The sequence below is a fragment of the Marinobacter sp. CP1 genome (assembly GCF_001266795.1).
Taxonomy (GTDB): domain Bacteria; phylum Pseudomonadota; class Gammaproteobacteria; order Pseudomonadales; family Oleiphilaceae; genus Marinobacter; species Marinobacter flavimaris.
The window spans coordinates 3,339,004-3,357,070 of the sequence record NZ_CP011929.1; the positions used below are offsets into that span (position 1 = coordinate 3,339,004).

Consider the following 18,067-nt stretch of genomic DNA (forward strand, 5'->3'; position numbering starts at 1 on the left):
CTCTCCGGCTAATTGTTTTTGTCGGATTGATTGGTTGTTGTCGAAAAAGTATTTACTTGCCGAGCACCTCGCGCAGGGCGGAAGCGACTTGTGGCAAGACGTGGTCGTTCAAACCGGCAACGTTTACGCGGCTGCTTTCCAGCATGTAGATGCCGTGTTCCTTCCGTAACCGGCCCACCTGCTCCGGACTGATGCCGAGGAACGAGAACATGCCTCGCTGACGGGCGATGAATTCGAAGTCGCCGACCGGTGAAAGCGCGCCGGCAAAAGCGTGGCGCAGATGCAGGATGCGCTCACACATACCGTTTAGCTCCTGTTGCCACTGGGCTCGCAGGTCGTCATCGCCAAGGATGGTCTCCACTATTGAGGCGCCGTGGGCCGGTGGCATTGAGTAATGCGACCGGATGACGCTCAGCAGCTGGCTGGTGGCGGCGGCATTCACGGTTGCGGTTTCCGAAACCAGGGCGAGGGCGCCGGTGCGCTCCCGGTAGAGGCCAAAGTTCTTGGAGCACGAGGCTGCGATCAGCATTTCAGGTACCGCACTGGCCAGGTGCCTCAGGCCAGCTGCATCCGCGTCCAGGCCTTCGCCAAGGCCCTGATAGGCCATGTCCACGAAGGGCAGCAGGCCTTTGCGCTGGATCAGGCTGGTCACTTCCTGCCACTGGGCCAGGCTCAGGTCCGCGCCCGAGGGGTTGTGGCAGCACCCGTGCAGCAACACCACGTCGCCCGCATCCGCCCGTTCCAGGGATTCCAGCATGGCGCCGAAGTCTACCTGCAGGGTCTCTGGATTGAGGTACGGATATTCGCGAATAGTCAGGCCGGCGCCACCGAGCAACGGCAAGTGGTTCGCCCAGGTGGGCGTGCTGACCCAGACTTTTGTATCGGCTTTGCACAGACGCAGAAACTCGGCCGCCATACGCAGGGCGCCGCAGCCGCCCGGTGTCTGGATGACCGATACGCGACCGTCGCGGACCAGTGGGCTGTTGCTGCCCAGGATCAGCTCCGCCATGGCGCTGTTGAAGCCGGTGGAACCGGCAGGGCCCACGTAGCTCTTCGTGGTTTCGCCATCAAGAAGGCGACGCTCGGCTTCGTGCACGGCGGCCATGATAGGCGTATTGCCGGCGTCATCCTTATAGACACCGATGCCCAGATCCACTTTGTCCGGTCGATCGTCTTCACGGAAGGTCTGCATCAACTGCAGGATCGGATCCTGGGGCAGGGGCTGGAGTGCTTCAAACATGATTGGCCTCCTCGTTAGCCTGTTGGGTGCGAATCAACGTCGGGCGACCGGTATCCAGCGCCTTGATCAGTTGCGTCTGCTTTTCACGAATGCTTTCTGCCGCTTGCTCCCGCACAGGGCCGTACCCGCGGACATCGGCAGGCAGCTCGGCAAGCTGCAGGAAGGTTTCGTGGTTGCTGGCGTTGAGCTCACGACCGATCCGGTCTACCAGGCTCTGATAATCCTTCAGCATGGCCCGATCCAGCTTGCGGTCGGCAGAATAGCGGAACGGATCGATTGCGGTTCCGCGCAGGCCGCGAAGTTTCGCCAGCAGCCGGAAGGCCCGGAAAATCCAGGGGCCGAACCGGCGTTTTTTCGGGCGACCCTGAGCATCGGTCTCGCCGCTAAGCAGGGGAGGGGCCAGATGGAAGTGGACTTTGAAGTCACCCTCGAAGGTTTCATTCACCTCTTTCATGAAGTCGGTTTCGGCAAACAGTCGAGCGACTTCGTATTCGTCCTTGTAGGCCATGAACCGGTACAGCTGCTGGGCTACTGCACGCGTCAGCAGCAGGTTGGTTTCACCGAGGGACTCCTCAGACTTCCGGACCCCTGCAACTGCATCCCGGTATTGGTCGGCCCAGCGCTGGTTCTGATAGTTGACCAGATGCTTGTGACGGGTGTTGATGAGCTCGTCCAGGGTTGGTTCGGGTTTGACCTCAACAACCTGAGCATTACTGTCGTCCAGCAGATCCGTGACTGCGCTCGGATCCACGGCCGACAACCGTCCCCAGCCGAAGGCTTCCTTGTTCCTGTCGATGGCGACGCCGTTCAGCTCAATCGCTTTCATCAAAGCCGCTTCGGACAGGGGCAGCAGGCCTTTCTGCCAGGCAAAACCGAGCATCATCACGTTGGAGAACACGGTATCGCCCATTAGCTTTTCGGCGATGCCATTGGCGTCCAGCTGATCAAAATGATCCTCGCCCACGGCATTCTTCAGTAGCCCAAGGCGCTTGTCGGCCTTCATATCGGCGTCGCGGAAGAGCACGTAGTCGGCAGTAGGCAGTTCCGCTTCGTTGGCAACGATCCGGGTGTGGTTCGGCCGGAGAACGCTCAGGGCCTTCTGGGAAGACGCTACGACCAGATCGCAGGCGATGACCGCATCGGCCTGGCCATTGCTGATCCGAACCTGATGGAGCTTGTCCGGGGACGGTGCCATACGAACGTAGCTCAGCACCGTGCCGCCTTTCTGGGCGAAGCCCATGAAATCCAGTACCGAGGCGCCGCGCGACTCCAGGTGGGCCGCCATGGTGATCAGCTGGCCAACCGTCACCACGCCCGTACCGCCAACGCCGCCCACCAGCAGATCATAGGAGCCGGTCATTTCCGGCAATTTGGGAGCTGGAATATCAGCCAGCTTGCGGGTGAGTACGGAGCCGGTGTCAACGCCGCGGGATTTGCGCAGCTGGCCGCCTTCGATGGTCACGAAGCTTGGGCAGAAACCGTTAACGCAGGAAAAGTCCTTGTTGCAGGATGACTGGTCGATCTTCCGCTTGCGTCCCAGCTCCGTCTTGCGGGGAACCACCGAGAGGCAGTTGGACTGCACCGAGCAGTCGCCACAGCCTTCACACACGTGATGGTTGATAAAGGCCCGCTTGGCCGGATCCGGGAACTGCTTGCGCTTGCGACGGCGGCGTTTCTCGGCGGCACAGGTCTGGTCGTAGATCAGTACGGTACAGCCGGGGATATCACGCAATTCCCGCTGCACCTGGTCGAGCTCGGACCGATCGTGGAAGGTGACGTCCTTGGGAAACAGGTCATGATGGCCATCGTATTTCTCGGGCTCGTCGCTGAGAACAACAACCCGATTGACCCCTTCTGCGGCCATTTGCTGGGCAATCCTGTCGACGGTGATCTGCCCGTCGACGGGCTGACCGCCGGTCATGGCGACGGCGTCATTGAACAGAATCTTGTAGGTAATATTGATGCCGGCAGCTACCGCCTGACGGATAGCCATGGAACCGGAGTGGAAATACGTGCCTTCACCCAGGTTCTGGAACACGTGGGGGTTGCCGGTGTAGCGGCTCTTGCCAATCCAGTTGACGCCTTCGCCACCCATCTGGATGAGGGATTCGGTGTTCCGGCCCATCCAAGACGCCATGAAGTGACAGCCAATGCCGGCCAGGGCCTTGCTCCCCTCCGGGACCTTGGTGGAGGTGTTGTGTGGGCAGCCCGAGCAGAAATAGGGCATACGCTTAACGCCGCCCGGATCCTGGGCGTTGGTCATGGCACTGATTTCAGCCATGCGCTCGCTGAAGTCCACCTCGAAGAAGCGACCAAGACGGGCTGCGAGGAAGCCGGCAACCAGTTTGGGGCTCAATTCGCCAACGTACGGGATCAGCGGGCGGCCCAGCTCATCCTGTTTGCCGGTAATCAGAACCTCGCCGGGACGGTCCGGCTCGGACATGTACTCCTTGATCTGGCTCTCGATAATGCCGCGCTTTTCCTCGATCACGAGGACTTCTTCCTTGCCGTGCACGAAGTCCAGGATGCCGCGGCGCTCCAGGGGCCAGACCATGCCCACCTTGTAGATATCCAGACCCATGTCCCGGGCCTTGTCTTCGTCAATACCGAACAGATCGAGGGCTTCCAGCAGGTCAAGGTGCCCCTTGCCGGTGGTGACAATACCAAAGCGGGCTTCCTTGTTGTCGAACAGGCACCGGTCAATGCGGTTGGCCCGGGCAAAGGCCTGAACGGCCGCGAGCTTGTGTTCGATGCGGGTTTCCAGCTGGGGGCCGGGCAGATCCGGCCAGCGGTAATGAAGGCCGCTTTCCGGCGCGGTGAAATCGTCCGGAGTGACAAAATCCGGTGCTGGCGGAATTTCCACAGAAGCCGCGCTTTCCACGGTTTCCGATATGGCCTTGAAGCCGACCCAGCAGCCACTGTAGCGGGAAAGGGCATAACCCCAGAGACCGAATTCCAGGTATTCCGCGATGTTGGCCGGGTTGATGGTGGGCATGAAGAAGCTCATGAATGCCACATCGGACTGGTGGGGCATGGACGATGACACGCAGCCATGGTCGTCGCCCGCTACCACCAGCACACCGCCATGGGGGGAGGATCCGTAAGTGGTGCCATGTTTCAGGGCGTCGCCGGCGCGATCCACGCCCGGGCCCTTGCCATACCAGAGGCCGAATACGCCCTCTACCTGACGGTCTTCATCGGTTTCTACCTGCTGGGTACCCAGCATGATCGTCGCGGCAAGATCCTCGTTGATGGCGGGAACAAAATCGATCCGGTTCTCGTCCAGCAGGTCTTTCGCCTGCCAGAGTGCCTGGTCGACCGCACCGAGGGGGGAACCACGGTAGCCACTGACCAGGCCGGCGGTATTCAGGCCTTGCTTGCGATCCAGGGCAGCCTGCATCAACGGAATTCGGACCAGGGCCTGTGTGCCGGTCAGGAACACCCGACCGGATTCCCGCAGGTAGCGGTCTTCGAGTTTGTAATCGTCGAGTTGTGGGGTATCGGCGGACATGGCGCCCTCCTTTTTGTCGATTTTATGACCAAAATTCTAGAGGGAAGTCCGCAAAAGGTGCTTGCTTATTGGAAGAAGGTTTTCAGGGTTTGCGAAAGGATGTTTGATAAAAGACAATAAAGAGAAAGAACCTTTGATAAAAATCAGGTGTTACCAAATGAAACAGGTGGAGCTGGACAAGCTGGATCGGAAAATCCTATCGGTGCTGCAGCAGGATGGGCGCATCAGTAACCAGTTACTGGCCGAACAGGTGGGTTTGTCACCGGCTGCTTGCTGGCGCCGGGTGCGCACACTTGAGGAAAGCGGTGTGATTCAGGGATACAGCGCAAGAGTGGATCCGGAACGCATTGGTCAGGGGCTGTGCGTGCTCGTCAATCTGTCACTGCAGCGGCACAACATCGACAGCACGGCGGAGATTGAGCAGCAGGTGAGCAGTTATCCGGAGGTGCTTCAGTGCTTTGCGGTGACCGGTAATGCCGATTTCGTGCTCAGGGTAATCGTGCCGGATATGGCCAGTTACGACAGGTTCCTGAACGAAAAAATCTTTACCCTGCAGGGCATTGCCCAGGTCAATTCGAACTTTGCGTTGCGGGAGATAAAAAATACCGAGACGATCCCGGTGGAAGGTATTCTGTAGTTTCGGCAGGGAGCAACAACGAAAAAAGGCAGCCGAAGCTGCCTTTTTCTGAACGTGTCGTCTGTTATTTACAGAGCGACAACGTTTTCCGCCTGAGGACCTTTCTGGCCCTGGGTAACGGTGAACTCGACCTGCTGGCCTTCAGCCAGAGTCTTGAAACCGCCGCCCTGAATAGCGCTGTAGTGAACAAAAACGTCCGGGCCGCTTTCGCGAGTGATAAAGCCAAAACCTTTTGCTTCGTTGAAAAACTTAACGTTGCCGGTAACTGTAGACATAGTATTCTTCCTGATTTCAATCATTTAATGTGCCGTCACGTCATCTTGTTGATGGCTGATCGGCGGTATGCGGAAACAAAAAACTGGCGTGATCAAAAACAGGACGTGCTACTTATTACAGCTGAGCGGTCTTATTGATGAAATGCTTTGCTAAATCTTTCCAACGAGGCCCACTGTACTCCTGCCACGGGGAAAAGCAAAGCTATTTCTTGTAGGCATAAACCGGGGGAGTGGAATTCACGGTTCCAAGGCTGTCCAGCCTGCGCGGCTTGGCAATGGCAAAGCCCTGGGCGTAGTCCACCTGGATCTCTTTCAGGGTGTCCATGATTTCCATGTCTTCCACATATTCGGCGATGGTCTGAAGATCCAGAAAATGACAGAGCTCGTTGATCGACCTCACCATGGCGTAGTTCGTGAGGTTGGTCGCCATGTCCTTTACAAATATGCCGTCAATTTTCACGAAGTCCACTGGCAGTTTCTGGAGGTACGCATAGGAAGACAGGCCGGTGCCGAAATCATCCAGTGCGAACCGGCAGTTCAGCCGCTTCATCTCGCGCATGAAATCCGAGGCAAAATGGAGGTTGGCGACGGCAGAGGTCTCGGTTACTTCAAAGCAGAGCTTGTGGGCCAGCTCCGGATTCGCCCTGAGATTGGATTCCAGGCCGAGCATGAAGCTGTCATCGCTCAACGACGAGCCTGACAGGTTAACGTTCAGAGTGGCAATCCTGGCGAGCGCTGCGGGATTATCGCGCATCCACGTCAGCACCTCGGAAATGACCCACAAATCAACCCGTGTGCTGCGTTTGAACTGTTCGGCTGCCTCGATATAGCCCTGGGGCGAGATCTCCTTGCCAGCACTGTCTTTCAGGCCGAGCAAGAGTTCATACATCGTGCCTTCGCCGTCTTCCGGTTCGAGGGCAACGATGGGCTGGGCCCGAAGGTAGAGGCTGCCATCACGGATGGTCCGGTCTATTTCGGTGACCCATTGGGGGGTGCCGAGCCGGGACTGGTCCCGGTTTTCCCTGGCCAGTTCAATCCGGTTCCCGCCCAGCTTCTTGGCTGCTTTAAGCGAGAGGCTCGCAAGATTGAGAAGGTCGCCAGGTGACTGTCCCTCCCCGGTTACCGGCCGGATACTGATGCTGACGGTTGCCCGATATTCCGCCTGCCCATGCCGGAACACATGTTGCTCGAAGTTGCGCCGCAGGGACTCTGCAAAATCCAGGCAGTCTTCTGTACTGATGTTATTGATGAGCACCGCAAACTCATTGCCGCTGATCCGGCCAACGTGGGACTCCGCGAATCGGGATTCGATCTGCTTACGGAGTGTGTCGGCGACATGCCTCAACAGGGCGTCGCCGGCGTCCGCGCCATAGGAGGCGTTGATGACACTGAACTCGTCTATATCCAGAACCATCAGGGCGGCGGCATGGTCTTCAGCAGATGACGGCAGGATGCTGATCAGCTGAGAAACCTGTTTCTCGAAGTCATGGCGGTGCATACACCCCGTCAGGGCATCGTGGGTTGCCTGAAAATTGAGCTTCCGGTAAACATCTTCAACGATGCTGAACAGGCTTTGGTCGAGGAATGGGACGTCTCCGCTCTCAACCAGCCAGGCTTCGCCTTCAGCGAGTTTCTGCACAAACTCGGGAAACCCGTAACTGACCTCGCTCATGCCTTTGGGCGAAAGAAAAACAAACCTGAGTGAATCCTCGCTGCCCCACACCAGCCGCAACCGGCGGGTCTCGCCGGTATCCAGACGAACCTCAACCCAGTCGCCTACGGAAATCTCCTTTGCCCTTGAGGCCCAACGACTGTCTTCAAGCTCCGGTGGCAGCGGGGCCGGCGCTTCATCGGCGTCACCGTACTCATCAACCCATGTGGTTTCTGCTTCCCCGTTGCCCTCGAGAATTCCGGATAGCTCGTCAATAACCGGCCTTACGCGCGAGACTTCCCCGGCGGTCTTCAGCTCCCGCTCAATGAACTGCAGCATGACGCTGCTCTCCAGCTCCCGTTCAAATGCCAGCTCTTCGGAGGTGTCGGCAGGCGAAAGCCAGGCCTGGAGCTGTGCAACCACATCAAGCAGTTCTTCACAATGCCGGCTTTCCGGACCTTCTCTCAGCATGGTCAGGACGATCAACTGCTCCCAGCCCGCCTGAAGAATGCGGATCAGAATCTTCGGAACCTGTCTGTTGCTCAAGAGCGAGTTCAGCCTCTGCCTTGCCTCCTTGCGGGTAAGGCGCAGGCGCTCCTTGCCCTCCAGGGTTTTTGCCAGCCGTTCCGAGTTGCGGTGAAACGATTGGTCCTGACGCTCGACAAGCTGTTTCAGGCGTTCGCCCAGGCTTCCCATCAGGTCCGGATCCGATACCTCGATCTCTGTCAGCTCCTCGACGATATCGGCAACCGTTGCTTCCAGCTTCTTGCTTGAGGCTCTCTCGGCAAGACAGATGTGCATCAGGTTATTGATGATATCCCGGGCCGGGTGGTCGCCGGCATTCAGAAAATCCGGTGTTTCAACCAGCGTTTCGAATACGGGTAGTCGAAGCTTTTGCAGTTGGTGGCGAAGCGAGCCCGAGAGTTCATCGTGGGTTTTCAGAGGCTCGAACAGTCGGTCCACCAGATTGGCCTTCTCAACGGCCGTGTGATCCAGGGAGCTGGCAAGGTCGGAGTCCGAGTTGGCCAGTTCCCGAAGCAGTCCCGCCATATCGGGCTCGTCGCCGTGCAACCGGTCCAGCAGTTCCCGGCGCCGGGAGCGGAGGTTTTCCGAAAGCCTTGGATTGGGCTCCTCCCAGTCAGAAACTTCAGACGAGGGGTTTGACTCCAGGGCCATCAATTGAAAAAGGGAACGACCGACCGAAGGCGACCCGGACGCCTCGGGCCTAGCGTGATTGGTTTCCGGAGTTTCTTCGGATGAGTCTTCTGTGGCTGCCGTCGCTGAACCCGCGTCGTCCGTTGCGTGCTCCCGGTCGCGGAGTGACCAGTTTGCGGGTAGCTCGGTGATATCTATGGCCTCAAGGCCAGCTCGTCTGCAGTCATTGATCAGTGACCGGATGGCCGCGGGCCAGACCCGGACCAGAGCATTTTCCCAGGCGCGATAGATGGTCAGGCGGTGCTCCCGCGCAATGCCCAGATGATCGACCATATACTGCAGGCAGACGCACAGGGCCCGAGGCGTCAGAGGATTGTTGTCATCGTTGACGTCCTGTCGGAAAATCTGGTTGAGAAACTGGTTGAGCAGGAAGTTGGCCCCGGTATTTGCTTTGTTTACGCGGGTAGCGATGGCCTGCAGGTCCAGCCAGTCTTCGAACTCGTGCTGTTGCAGCAGGTGCAACTCCTTGTTGCCGGCCCGGGACTCGGCGGCGGGCTCAAGGGTTGCCTGATTGGCCTGGAACTGGGCCTGGAAATCCTGGAGCATTCGTTGCTGGCGACTCTGGAAAATGAAGCGCATGTCCTTGAGCCGGGTAATCTCACGCAGCTCTGCAGCCTCTTCCAGGTCGGCTTCAATGCCCTCGAAGGTGCCTTCCATAAATTCCGGAAGCAACTGTTCCAGAAGCCGACGGCAATGCTGGTGGTAGAGCTGTTTCAGTGAAGGATCCGGAGTCGCGGCTTCGGGCCGATTCGTTCCAGTGTGCTGTAACAAACGCTCAATGTCGTTGCTGAGTTCCTCGGTGTTCCCCGCTATGTCCAGCGAAATGCCGCTACTGCGGCCAACCTGAACCGTGCCTCGGTAATGGATATGCTGTTTTTCACGGTCATTATCGAGGAAAACATGAAGATCGGTCTGTGCAGCGGCAGACGATGACAGCTGGTCGAGTACCGCGGGCGACGAAAAGTGCTTCAGGGTGAGGCGCAGCCCTTCTTTACCAAAAGCCACGCTGTCAATGACACAGCCGCAGGGAATGAGGCCGGGCGCGACGACAACCGCATCCTTGCTGAGTCTGGAGTGTTTTGCGTTGAGCCGGGTCATTGACCGCCTTCCTGAGCAGTGAAAAATGAATCGTTGTTCAATTTATTATAGGTTCAGTTTAATTTGAACTTTAGCAAACGCAAAGTGAATCTATAAAAGCGACACATATAAGCCTGGGCGGCTCGTTTAATCCACGCCTGTATTATAGACGCTCGATGGGCTTCAGCATCAGATCCCTGTTGAGCTCATAACAGGCAAAATCCTTTGCCAGATAAAGGTTTCCCCGATAAATACCTTTGGCTTCGGATTCGATCTCACCAATGTGCGGATAGGCATCCGGATTGAACTGGTAACGGGAACTGAAGTGGGTAAGGACGAGATTGGGAACGCCTGCGGCCTCGGCGAAGCGGGCTACCTGGGCAGCGGAGCTGTGTTGCGGCCAGGGTCCGACCCGGTCAGAGACCTCCTGGGTGTAGGTCGCTTCGTGGATGACCACCTGAACACCCGTGCACGCTGCCAGAAGCAGGTCGGGCTGGTCGTTGTCGCCGGCTACGATAACCTTGCGAGGTTTTCTGGCAATTCGGGTGTAATCATCACAACGGGCGAGGCGCCCATCTTCCAGTACCACGTCGTCGCCCTGTTGCAGGCGGCCCCAGGCGGGACCGGCCTCAATACCATCCGCTTCGAGCCTGTCCCGGACCAGCTGGCGTTCCAGATTCTTTTCCGTGAACACAAAGGCCCTGCAGGAGACACGATGGGACAGGGGGACTGCAGTTACCGACAGGGAGTCGTCTTCCCAGTGGAAGTTCTCTGCTTCGGAATCGACAAATCTCAATTCAAAACTCAGGCTGGAGTCACTATTACCGATGGCGGCCTCTATGAAGGTTTTTACCGGTCTTGGCGCAACCAGGTACAAAGGAGCGGTGCGGCCGAGCATGGAGGCGCTGGTCAGCAGTCCCGGCAGCCCGAACGTATGGTCGCCATGGATGTGGGTGATAAATATTGCCTGCAGCTGCATCACGGAATGATGGGTTCTCAGCAACTGGTGCTGGGTGCCTTCACCGCAGTCAATCAGGTACCAGTGTTTTGGTCCGCCGTGGCTGAGTGCCAGACCGGTCACATTGCGCGATTTTGTGGGCGTTCCGGCTGACGTGCCGAGGAAGGTGAATTCCATACCAGGCCTTTTCGGGTTAACGTGTCGTCTCTCTGTCCGCCATAATACGAAGGTAGCAGAATTGACGATACATTAGCCGGGGCGACCGCTAATTAGCCGGTATTGGAAATTTATATAAGGAGTGCTGTCTTGTCTGAGTTGTCCAGTTACGAGAGTTTTTCGATTGAGGTAAAAGACCACATCGCCCACGTACAGTTCAGTCGCCCGGAGGCCCTGAACACCATGAACAAGGCGTTCTGGCTCGAGTTGCCCCGGTGCATGCAGGATATTGAGGCCAACACCGATGCCCGCGTTATCGTCATTTCCTCCACCGGCAAACACTTCTCTGCGGGCATGGATCTGGGTGTATTCAGCGATCCCAAAGCCGTGCCCATGAACGGTGACCCCGGGCGCATGGCGGAAAACCTTCGCAGGGTTGTGCTGCAGTTGCAGGATACTCTCACCTCTCTGGAAAAAATCCGGCTTCCCGTGCTGGCAGCCATCCACGGTGGCTGTATCGGTGGCGCTCTGGATCTGGTGTGTGCCGCCGATAGCCGTTATTGCACGGAAGATGCCTACTTCACCATCAAGGAAACCGAGCTGGGCATGACCGCCGACGTCGGCACGCTCCAGCGCCTGCCCAAACTGATGCCCGAGGGCGTGGTTCGTGAATTGGCCTACACCGGCCGAAAATTCTCCGCCACTGAAGCGCAGAATCTGGGCTTCGTGAACGCCGTTTACGCCGACCAGGAATCCATGCTGGCAGGCGTTATGGCCATTGCCGGCCAGATTGCGGCGAACTCTCCTCTGGCCGTCACTGGCTGCAAGGAAATGCTCAATTACAGTCGCGACCACAGTGTGGAAGACAGCCTCAAGTATATGGCCACCTGGCAGGCCGGCATGTTCCGCCCGACGGACATGATGAAATCGTTCCAGGCCAAAGCCCAGAAGCAGGCGCCAAAATACGATGCGCTGTTTCCAGTGAAGCCCTTGTTCGACCAGTAAATGGCGTTGGGTAAACGACGAAACTCGGGTATGTCCTCCAATGCCGCTCTGTTATTCCAGGGCGCCATTGGCGTTATCGGATTAGTGGCGATACTGCTATTCGGAATTCCGGTGCTGCATGTTGGGCCAGGCCTGTGGCCCAGCATCTTCCTGGGGACGGTTGGAGCCGCTCTTACCTACGCCGTTTTGCTGTTGCTTACGCGGGTGCCCGGCTTGTTCCCGGAGAACCTCGAGCGGCAGATGCAGGGTTTGTATGACTTTGCCTCCAGCTACTCCCCGGCTGTACTCATTCTGCTATCCCTCCTGGCCGGAGTCGGTGAGGAACTGTTATTCCGGGGCGCAATCCAGGGCTGGCTGATGACAAAGACGGACCCTGTAACGGCCGTGCTTGCGGCATCGGTGTTGTTCGGGCTGGTGCACTACGTTTCATTTACCTATTTTCTGGTGGCTACCGGCCTTGGCATGGTCCTGGGGGCGGCCTACTTGTTATCCGAAAGCCTTGCTCTGGTCATGGTCTGGCACGCCCTTTACGACATGATTGCCCTGTTTTGTCTGCTCCGGTTTCCGCGCTGGTTTGGTGTCCGGGTCGTGAATTCCGGCGCAAACAGGCCTCACGAATAGTCGACATCTTCCCGGCCGGCACTCTTGCGGGCCTCAAAGCTGGCCAGCTCGACATTGATGGCATTGGTTGAGATCTGGATTTCGTACAGCGAGTACAGCAGCGAGAAAGACAGCAGTACCAGGCTGGCGCCAAACGCGATCACCCCCGGCAGGTCGGCACCCAGGAAAAGCAGGAACATGGAAACCGTACACAGGAAGAAACTGAGTACGCCGAACGCCTGCATGCGTTTGGTCAGCACAATCCGTTTGCGCAGCATGCCGATCTGTCGGGCAATCAGGGCGTGGTCTTCCTCGGTGTCCATCTGCTTGAGTTGGCGGATCAGCTGCGCCAACACCAGAAACCGGTTGGTGAAGGCCAGCAACAGCAGTGAAATCGCCGGGAAGAGCAGGGCAGGCGTTGTCAGGTCCAATCTGGTGTCCTTATGGTGAAGGTGTGTGGGCTATGGTCTACCAGCTCCCGGAGCGCAGCCGCTGGATCGTTTTAACCGGCCGATTGTAAATGTACACCCAGGCAGACCCGTGGCGAGTGTCCATGGTCTGGCGGATATACAGGCTGCTTTGCGGGCGTTCAGGAAAGAAGTCTTCCAGTTCGTCCAGTGTTTTCAGCATCGTATCGGTAACCGCATAGACTTCCACGCGGACGCCCGGGGAAGGTTCCTCTATGGCACCCGGGTAGGGGCCCAAGTGATACAGGCTCAGTTCGGGCATCCAGTCTGTCCCGACAAAACGGGCGCCTCGCAGAATATGGCTGTTGTTCCGGCCACGTTTCAACGTGCCGTAAACCGCCACAAGGTGCTTCATTCTGATCGTTGCTCCCCCTGTTTACACGTTTGAATTCAACGTGGCCGCGGACCGCAAGGCGTTGGTCAGGCGGTCCATCACGCCGCCGCCATGGCGCCAGAAGTGCCAGTATAGCTGCACTTCCAGGGTTTGTTCAGGCGCGATGCTCACCAGGCGCCCGGCAGATATTTCCGGGCGGGCCTGCATTTCCGGAATCATGCCATACCCCATGCCGGCCAGCGCCAGTTTCACAAAACCTTCCGAGGATGGGCAAAGGTGGTGGGGGAAGGTGCCGTGATAGCCGCACTGGGCCAGGAACCGGTGTTGCAGTTGGTCATTCGGCCCGAAAACAATGGCCGGGGCATTCTTCAGGCTGGTTTCGCTCAGGCCTTTCCCGAAGTATCGGCGCACATAGTCCGGAGTTGCCAGTGGCATGTAGGTCATGGTGCCAATGGGCACGCAGCGGGCACCGGCAACAGGCTGGGGGCTGCTGCACAGGCAGGCAGCCACATCCCCTTCCCGCATCCTGCGAAGGCCAATGTCCTGGTCCTCGACCACAAGATCCAGCAGCAGGGTCTCCTCCGCACAGAAGTTGCCTACCGCGGCCGCCCACCAGGTGGCCAGGCTGTCGGCATTCAGCGCGATGCGCAGTCTTGCTGTGGGTTCCGAGAGTGCCGGGATGGACTTGGTCAGGTCGCGCTCCAGCAATTGCACCTGCTGAACGTGGTTGAGCAGACGCTGTCCGGCCGGTGTGGCCTTGAGTGCCGGGCTTCGCACCAGAACCGGTTGTCCGAGCCGGATTTCAAGGGTGCGAATTCGCTGGGAAATGGCCGACTGGCTCAGCCCGAGCGCCAGGCCGGCACGTTCGAACCCTCCGCACTCAATGACCGTCGCCAGGGCTTCCAGCAATTTGTAGTCAATCATAAGTAAAACTGATGCAGCATTATGAGTATGAATTTCAAGTATAGCTGGGAAGCGGTAACCTTGCGCCATTCATTAAGGAGAGATTCACGTGCTTGAGAGTTACCTGACCGGTCTGATTGTGTGTGGCGGCATTATCGTGGCGATCGGAGCGCAGAACGCCTACCTGCTGAGCCAGGCAATACGCCGGGAACATCATTGGTGGTCAGCCGGGCTGTGCATAGTGGCCGATATCACCCTGTTTACCCTGGGCATGTTCGGCATCAGTGCTGCCCTGATGGCCATGCCTGAGGCCCTGGAGATTCTCCGGTGGCTGGGTGTGGCCTTCCTTGGCTGGCTTGCGATTCAGTCCTTCGTTCGCGCCAGCCGCGGCAGAGCGGCTCTTGAAGCGGGTGAGGTAACCAAACGAAGCCTTAAAGCCGTGGTGTTCACGACCCTGGCAGTCACTCTGCTCAACCCTCAGGTTTATCTGGATACGCTGCTGTTGATTCCTGCCATCGGAGCCCAGCAAGAGGACGCGACCACCTTTGTGGCCGGTGCGAGCAGTGCCTCGATTCTCTGGTTCGGCCTGCTTGCCTGGGGCGGCTCGGCGCTGGCGCCCATTCTCTCCCGGCCGCTGGCCTGGCGGATTATTGATGGTGTCATTGGAATCATGATGGCCGCTATCGCCCTGCATCTCACGTTCAGTGGTCTTTAATATTCAAACGATCGTATGAATTTCTTGCATCGGCGCGCGTCGGGTTGGAAGATTGCGTGCTACTGAATTTGCAGTCATTTATACCATCGAGGATGTTTGATGAACGCCACTCTACGTAGCTGGCTTGCCAGTGCCGGGGCCATGCGCCGTGTTCTTTCCACGTTTGCTCCCTATATCGGTGCTGGAATCCGGGTGACCCACATTGCTGAGGATTTCAGCTCGGCCCGGGTGGAGATGGGCCAGCACTGGTACAACACCAATTACGTGGGCACGCACTTTGGCGGTTCGCTCTACAGCATGGTTGATCCCATGTACATGCTGCTGCTGATGCGACGGCTGGGCAATGACTACATCGTGTGGGATAAATCGGCGAGTATTGATTTTATCCGTCCCGGCAAGGGCAAGGTGATGGCACGCTTTGAATTGACCGATGAGCGTGTTGAAGAGATCCGCGTCGCAACGGCAAACGGAGACAAAATGCTGCCAGAGTGGGACGTGGATATTGTTGATGAATCCGGTGAGCTCGTCGCGCGCGTCCACAAAGTACTCTATGTGCGCCGGAAAAAGCGTTGAAGCGGGCTATTCAGCTTGGCTCAGTCAAAGCGTCTCGCTTCGGTCAGGCGGCCTTTCCAGTAGTAGCCGCTGATCGAGGACTGGATTACGCCGGCCGATGTTGATGCGTGGATAAAGCGGTCCCCGCCCATATAGATACCGGCGTGTTGTTCCTTTCCGCCAATCCGGAAGAACACCACATCGCCCGGTCGAATCTCGCCGGGATGAACCACGTCACCACTGGCAAGCATTTGGGTCGTTGTCCTGGGCAATTGTTTGCCCAGACCTTCCTGGTAGGCGGTAAGAATGAATCCTGAGCAATCGAAGCCATTGCCGGAGGTGCCACCGTATTCATAGGGGGTGCCCCGGTAACGCTCGAACACCTGCCAGAGTTTTTGGGCCTTTTCCGAACTGGATGCCTCGACAGGAACGGTCTGTAGTCCAGGCGTAGAACCCGGCTGCAGCTTTCCGCTACTGGCGCAACCGCCGAGCGCAAGCGCCACGAATGCCAGAAATAAGATGTTTCTGAAGGAATAACGCATCTCAGACCCTGTGCAAGTTTTCACTGTCTTCACTTTAATTGTCGCGCCCGGGAATGTCAGGTTACGGAGCGTGAGATTTTGTTGATGCGGCTCAACGAAGTCGCCGGGCATCACCGGCTATCTTTTCCTTTCACGCAGGAATAGTCTGTCACGAGACCATTCGGGAGAGCTGCAATGAGCGAAGGAACACGCAACACCCCCATACCGCGAGACACCCTGGCGGCCATCCTCGAGAGCGCAACATTGGCGCCATCAAGCCACAACACCCAGCCCTGGCGATTTGAACTCGGCGAAACCGGGATTTCCCTGTTTGCGGACCGGTTACGGGCATTGCCGGTCAACGACCCCGACGACCGGGAACTGACCATCAGCTGCGGGTGTGCCCTGTTTAATCTTCGGATTGCCGCCGCTCATGCAGGATTCAATACCGAATGCCAGCTTTTGCCGGACCCGGGCGACGAGGATCTGCTGGCGACCGTCTCGTTCACACCGGTATCCGGGGAGGAGGGCCGTCAAACGGAACTGTTCCGGGCGATTGCCAGGCGACGCACCTATCGCAAGCGGTTTGAGTCAAAGCAGGTGCCTTCCGAGGTGCTGGGCATCCTTGAAGAGTCGGCGGAGACCGAAGGGGCATGGTTCCAGGTTCTGGAATCGGAGCATGCGCGTCATCAGGTGGCCGAGCTGGTGGCGGAGGGCGACGCTGCCCAATGGTCCAACCCGAGTTGGCGACGGGAGTTGGCTGCCTGGATGCATCCCCGCCGCAAGGGAGACGGTTTGACGGTTCCCGGCATGGTTGCGCCCGTGGCCCAATTGGTGGTGCGCACATTTGATATGGGCAACGGCGTTGGCGCCAAGGACCGTCAACTGGCGGATGAATCACCCGTGATTGCTGCGTTGGGAACGGCCGGGGATGGCGTAGAAGACTGGCTGAAGGCCGGGCAGGCGCTGGAGCGGGTTTTGCTCCGGTCCCTGGGGCAGGGGCTGCAGGCTTCCTATCTGAACCAGCCAATTCAGGTCGCCGTGCTTCGCCCGAAACTTCAGCACCTCCTTGGGCGTTCGGGTTTCCCGCAGATTCTGCTCAGGTTGGGTTACCCGGCGACAGATTTGCCGGCGGCTCCGAGGCGGAATCTTCAGGAGGTTGTGGAAACCGCAGACACCCGGGATATCAAGGCAAAACAGGCGGGTCAGGGACGCCAGCGCTGACTGACCTCCTCTTATCAGTGCCTGGCCTTGGTTACCACCTCCGGTGTTGCCGGCTCACCGGATTTGCTGGCAAGAATGCGGTCTGCATCCAGCGAGGCAATCGGAACCCGGGTATCCCTGGGAACGTCGCCGCTCAGCTGGAGCTCCAGATAGCGGAGCGCACACACCCGAAGGAAGGACGTGAAGTTACCGAGGTCGTGGCCGGCATCAATGGATTCGTGGTAAAGCCGTGTGATCATCTGGGGCAGGTTCATGCCATCCCGTTCGGCCAGCTCGGCCAGTACCTGCCAGAAGGCGTTTTCCATTCGCACACTGGTCACCATGCCATCGATTCGCAGGGAGTGGGTCCGGCTGACCCAAAGCTCCGGATCGGCGTTGATAAAGAGCTTGCACATGCGGGCCTCCCTGAGAGCGTGGCGGGGCCGGTGGGCCGGCCCCGTTTGCATTACTGATCCAGCAGCTTGAAAAACTGCGCCAGCCAGGCCGGATGAGCGGGCCATGCAGGCGCTGTTACCAGATTAGCATCGGTAACCGCCTGATCAACCTCGATACCGGCGAACGTGCCGCCGGCCAGTTCTACCTCCGGCTGGCAGGCAGGATAGGCCGAGCATTTGCGCCCCTCCAGAACCCCGGCTGCGGCCAACAACTGGGCACCATGGCAAATCGCTGCCACTGGCTTGTCAGTCTCGAAAAAATGGCGAACCAGATTCTGTACATCCTTGTTAAGCCGCAGGTACTCAGGAGCGCGACCGCCGGGCACCACCAATGCGTCGTAGTTCGCGGGGTCCAGCCCGTCAAAATCCGCGTTCAGGGCGAACCGGTGCCCCGGTTTTTCGGTGTAGGTCTGGTCACCCTCGAAATCATGGATGGCGGTGGCAACCGTGTCGCCGGCTTTCTTGTCGGGGCAGACAGCGTGAACCGTGTGCCCGACGGCCTGCAGTGCCTGGAACGGCACCATGGTTTCGTAATCTTCGGTGAAGTCACCCGTAATCATCAGAATCTTCTTCCCGCTCATGGCTGTCTCCT

The 18,067-nt window shown here is 58.3% G+C and carries 17 protein-coding genes; 6 read left to right on the forward strand and 11 right to left on the reverse strand.

Annotated elements, in window-relative coordinates; genetic code table 11:
* Positions 1-52 precede the first annotated feature (52 nt).
* Positions 53-1,240, reverse strand: coding sequence for an aromatic amino acid transaminase (locus ACP86_RS15405; protein WP_053114681.1), 1,188 nt, complete (start codon positions 1,238-1,240; stop codon positions 53-55).
* Complete coding sequence (locus ACP86_RS15410) at positions 1,233-4,751, reverse strand: indolepyruvate ferredoxin oxidoreductase family protein (RefSeq protein WP_053114682.1); 3,519 nt, start codon at positions 4,749-4,751, stop codon at positions 1,233-1,235. The genes ACP86_RS15405 and ACP86_RS15410 overlap by 8 nt, the downstream gene beginning before the upstream one ends.
* A 157-nt stretch (positions 4,752-4,908) precedes the next feature.
* Here ACP86_RS15410 and ACP86_RS15415 point away from each other — a divergent pair, with 157 nt between their 5' ends.
* On the forward strand, positions 4,909-5,388 hold the full coding sequence (locus ACP86_RS15415) for an Lrp/AsnC family transcriptional regulator (protein ID WP_014576349.1): 480 nt from the start codon (positions 4,909-4,911) through the stop codon (positions 5,386-5,388).
* 68 nt (positions 5,389-5,456) lie between these two features.
* Here the strand turns inward: ACP86_RS15415 and ACP86_RS15420 are convergent, their stop codons facing one another.
* The 3 genes from ACP86_RS15420 to ACP86_RS15430 form a co-directional block, all read right to left on the reverse strand.
* Positions 5,457-5,663, reverse strand: coding sequence for a cold-shock protein (locus tag ACP86_RS15420; RefSeq protein WP_008176018.1), 207 nt, complete (start codon positions 5,661-5,663; stop codon positions 5,457-5,459).
* 202 nt (positions 5,664-5,865) lie between these two features.
* A complete protein-coding gene (locus ACP86_RS15425) occupies positions 5,866-9,627 on the reverse strand; it encodes a DUF1631 family protein (RefSeq protein WP_053114683.1) in 3,762 nt (1,253 codons plus the stop codon).
* Between the two features lie 142 nt (positions 9,628-9,769).
* Positions 9,770-10,741 (reverse strand): ribonuclease Z, encoded by a 972-nt coding sequence (locus tag ACP86_RS15430; protein WP_053114684.1) that lies wholly within the window; start codon positions 10,739-10,741, stop codon positions 9,770-9,772.
* A gap of 138 nt (positions 10,742-10,879) precedes the next feature.
* On the opposite strand from ACP86_RS15430, the gene ACP86_RS15435 reads away from it, so the two are divergent.
* The gene (locus ACP86_RS15435) at positions 10,880-11,725 is read left to right on the forward strand and encodes a crotonase/enoyl-CoA hydratase family protein (RefSeq protein ID WP_227507898.1); all 846 of its coding nucleotides are present in this window, start codon (positions 10,880-10,882) and stop codon (positions 11,723-11,725) included.
* A 30-nt stretch (positions 11,726-11,755) separates the two neighbouring features.
* Positions 11,756-12,346 carry a CPBP family intramembrane glutamic endopeptidase gene (locus tag ACP86_RS15440; protein WP_008176009.1) on the forward strand — a complete coding sequence of 197 codons (591 nt, stop codon included), beginning with the start codon at positions 11,756-11,758 and terminating at the stop codon, positions 12,344-12,346.
* Here the strand turns inward: ACP86_RS15440 and ACP86_RS15445 are convergent.
* Genes ACP86_RS15445 through ACP86_RS15455 form a run of 3 tightly spaced genes read right to left on the reverse strand, consistent with a single transcriptional unit; the run spans position 12,337 to position 14,050 of the window.
* Positions 12,337-12,756, reverse strand: a complete 420-nt coding sequence (locus ACP86_RS15445; RefSeq protein ID WP_008176008.1) for a DUF2721 domain-containing protein — start codon at positions 12,754-12,756, stop codon at positions 12,337-12,339. The genes ACP86_RS15440 and ACP86_RS15445 overlap by 10 nt on opposite strands.
* A gap of 37 nt (positions 12,757-12,793) precedes the next feature.
* Positions 12,794-13,147, reverse strand: a complete 354-nt coding sequence (locus ACP86_RS15450; protein WP_008176007.1) for a gamma-glutamylcyclotransferase — start codon at positions 13,145-13,147, stop codon at positions 12,794-12,796.
* A gap of 21 nt (positions 13,148-13,168) precedes the next feature.
* Positions 13,169-14,050, reverse strand: coding sequence for a LysR family transcriptional regulator ArgP (locus ACP86_RS15455; protein WP_053114686.1), 882 nt, complete (start codon positions 14,048-14,050; stop codon positions 13,169-13,171).
* Between the two features lie 88 nt (positions 14,051-14,138).
* Here ACP86_RS15455 and ACP86_RS15460 point away from each other — a divergent pair, with 88 nt between their 5' ends.
* Positions 14,139-14,744: a LysE/ArgO family amino acid transporter gene (locus ACP86_RS15460; protein WP_014576356.1), complete on the forward strand. Its 606-nt coding sequence runs from the start codon at positions 14,139-14,141 to the stop codon at positions 14,742-14,744.
* 99 nt (positions 14,745-14,843) lie between these two features.
* On the forward strand, positions 14,844-15,317 hold the full coding sequence (locus ACP86_RS15465; RefSeq protein WP_053114687.1) for a DUF4442 domain-containing protein: 474 nt from the start codon (positions 14,844-14,846) through the stop codon (positions 15,315-15,317).
* Positions 15,318-15,337: 20 nt separating this feature from the next.
* Here the strand turns inward: ACP86_RS15465 and ACP86_RS15470 are convergent, their stop codons facing one another.
* The gene (locus tag ACP86_RS15470) at positions 15,338-15,838 is read right to left on the reverse strand and encodes a C40 family peptidase (RefSeq protein WP_008176003.1); all 501 of its coding nucleotides are present in this window, start codon (positions 15,836-15,838) and stop codon (positions 15,338-15,340) included.
* A gap of 174 nt (positions 15,839-16,012) precedes the next feature.
* Here ACP86_RS15470 and ACP86_RS15475 point away from each other — a divergent pair, with 174 nt between their 5' ends.
* Positions 16,013-17,041, forward strand: coding sequence for an Acg family FMN-binding oxidoreductase (locus ACP86_RS15475; RefSeq protein ID WP_008176002.1), 1,029 nt, complete (start codon positions 16,013-16,015; stop codon positions 17,039-17,041).
* Between the two features lie 14 nt (positions 17,042-17,055).
* On the opposite strand, the gene ACP86_RS15480 is transcribed toward ACP86_RS15475, so the two are convergent.
* Both ACP86_RS15480 and ACP86_RS15485 read right to left on the reverse strand, forming a co-directional pair.
* Entirely contained in the window at positions 17,056-17,436 is a 381-nt protein-coding gene (locus tag ACP86_RS15480) for a ribbon-helix-helix domain-containing protein (RefSeq protein ID WP_014576360.1), read from the reverse strand.
* A gap of 50 nt (positions 17,437-17,486) precedes the next feature.
* Positions 17,487-18,056: a DJ-1/PfpI family protein gene (locus tag ACP86_RS15485; RefSeq protein WP_008176000.1), complete on the reverse strand. Its 570-nt coding sequence runs from the start codon at positions 18,054-18,056 to the stop codon at positions 17,487-17,489.
* Positions 18,057-18,067 lie beyond the last annotated feature (11 nt).

Excerpts from the sequence above, each read along its gene's own strand:
- ACP86_RS15405 (WP_053114681.1), bottom strand. The coding sequence starts at position 1,240 with ATGTTTGAAGCACTCCAGCCCCTGCCCCAGGATCCGATCCTGCAGTTG.
- ACP86_RS15410 (WP_053114682.1), bottom strand. The coding sequence starts at position 4,751 with ATGTCCGCCGATACCCCACAACTCGACGATTACAAACTCGAAGACCGC.
- ACP86_RS15415 (WP_014576349.1), top strand. The coding sequence starts at position 4,909 with ATGAAACAGGTGGAGCTGGACAAGCTGGATCGGAAAATCCTATCGGTG.
- ACP86_RS15420 (WP_008176018.1), bottom strand. The coding sequence starts at position 5,663 with ATGTCTACAGTTACCGGCAACGTTAAGTTTTTCAACGAAGCAAAAGGT.
- ACP86_RS15425 (WP_053114683.1), bottom strand. The coding sequence starts at position 9,627 with ATGACCCGGCTCAACGCAAAACACTCCAGACTCAGCAAGGATGCGGTT.
- ACP86_RS15430 (WP_053114684.1), bottom strand. The coding sequence starts at position 10,741 with ATGGAATTCACCTTCCTCGGCACGTCAGCCGGAACGCCCACAAAATCG.
- ACP86_RS15440 (WP_008176009.1), top strand. The coding sequence starts at position 11,756 with ATGTCCTCCAATGCCGCTCTGTTATTCCAGGGCGCCATTGGCGTTATC.
- ACP86_RS15450 (WP_008176007.1), bottom strand. The coding sequence starts at position 13,147 with ATGAAGCACCTTGTGGCGGTTTACGGCACGTTGAAACGTGGCCGGAAC.
- ACP86_RS15455 (WP_053114686.1), bottom strand. The coding sequence starts at position 14,050 with ATGATTGACTACAAATTGCTGGAAGCCCTGGCGACGGTCATTGAGTGC.
- ACP86_RS15465 (WP_053114687.1), top strand. The coding sequence starts at position 14,844 with ATGAACGCCACTCTACGTAGCTGGCTTGCCAGTGCCGGGGCCATGCGC.
- ACP86_RS15470 (WP_008176003.1), bottom strand. The coding sequence starts at position 15,838 with ATGCGTTATTCCTTCAGAAACATCTTATTTCTGGCATTCGTGGCGCTT.
- ACP86_RS15475 (WP_008176002.1), top strand. The coding sequence starts at position 16,013 with ATGAGCGAAGGAACACGCAACACCCCCATACCGCGAGACACCCTGGCG.
- ACP86_RS15480 (WP_014576360.1), bottom strand. The coding sequence starts at position 17,436 with ATGTGCAAGCTCTTTATCAACGCCGATCCGGAGCTTTGGGTCAGCCGG.
- ACP86_RS15485 (WP_008176000.1), bottom strand. The coding sequence starts at position 18,056 with ATGAGCGGGAAGAAGATTCTGATGATTACGGGTGACTTCACCGAAGAT.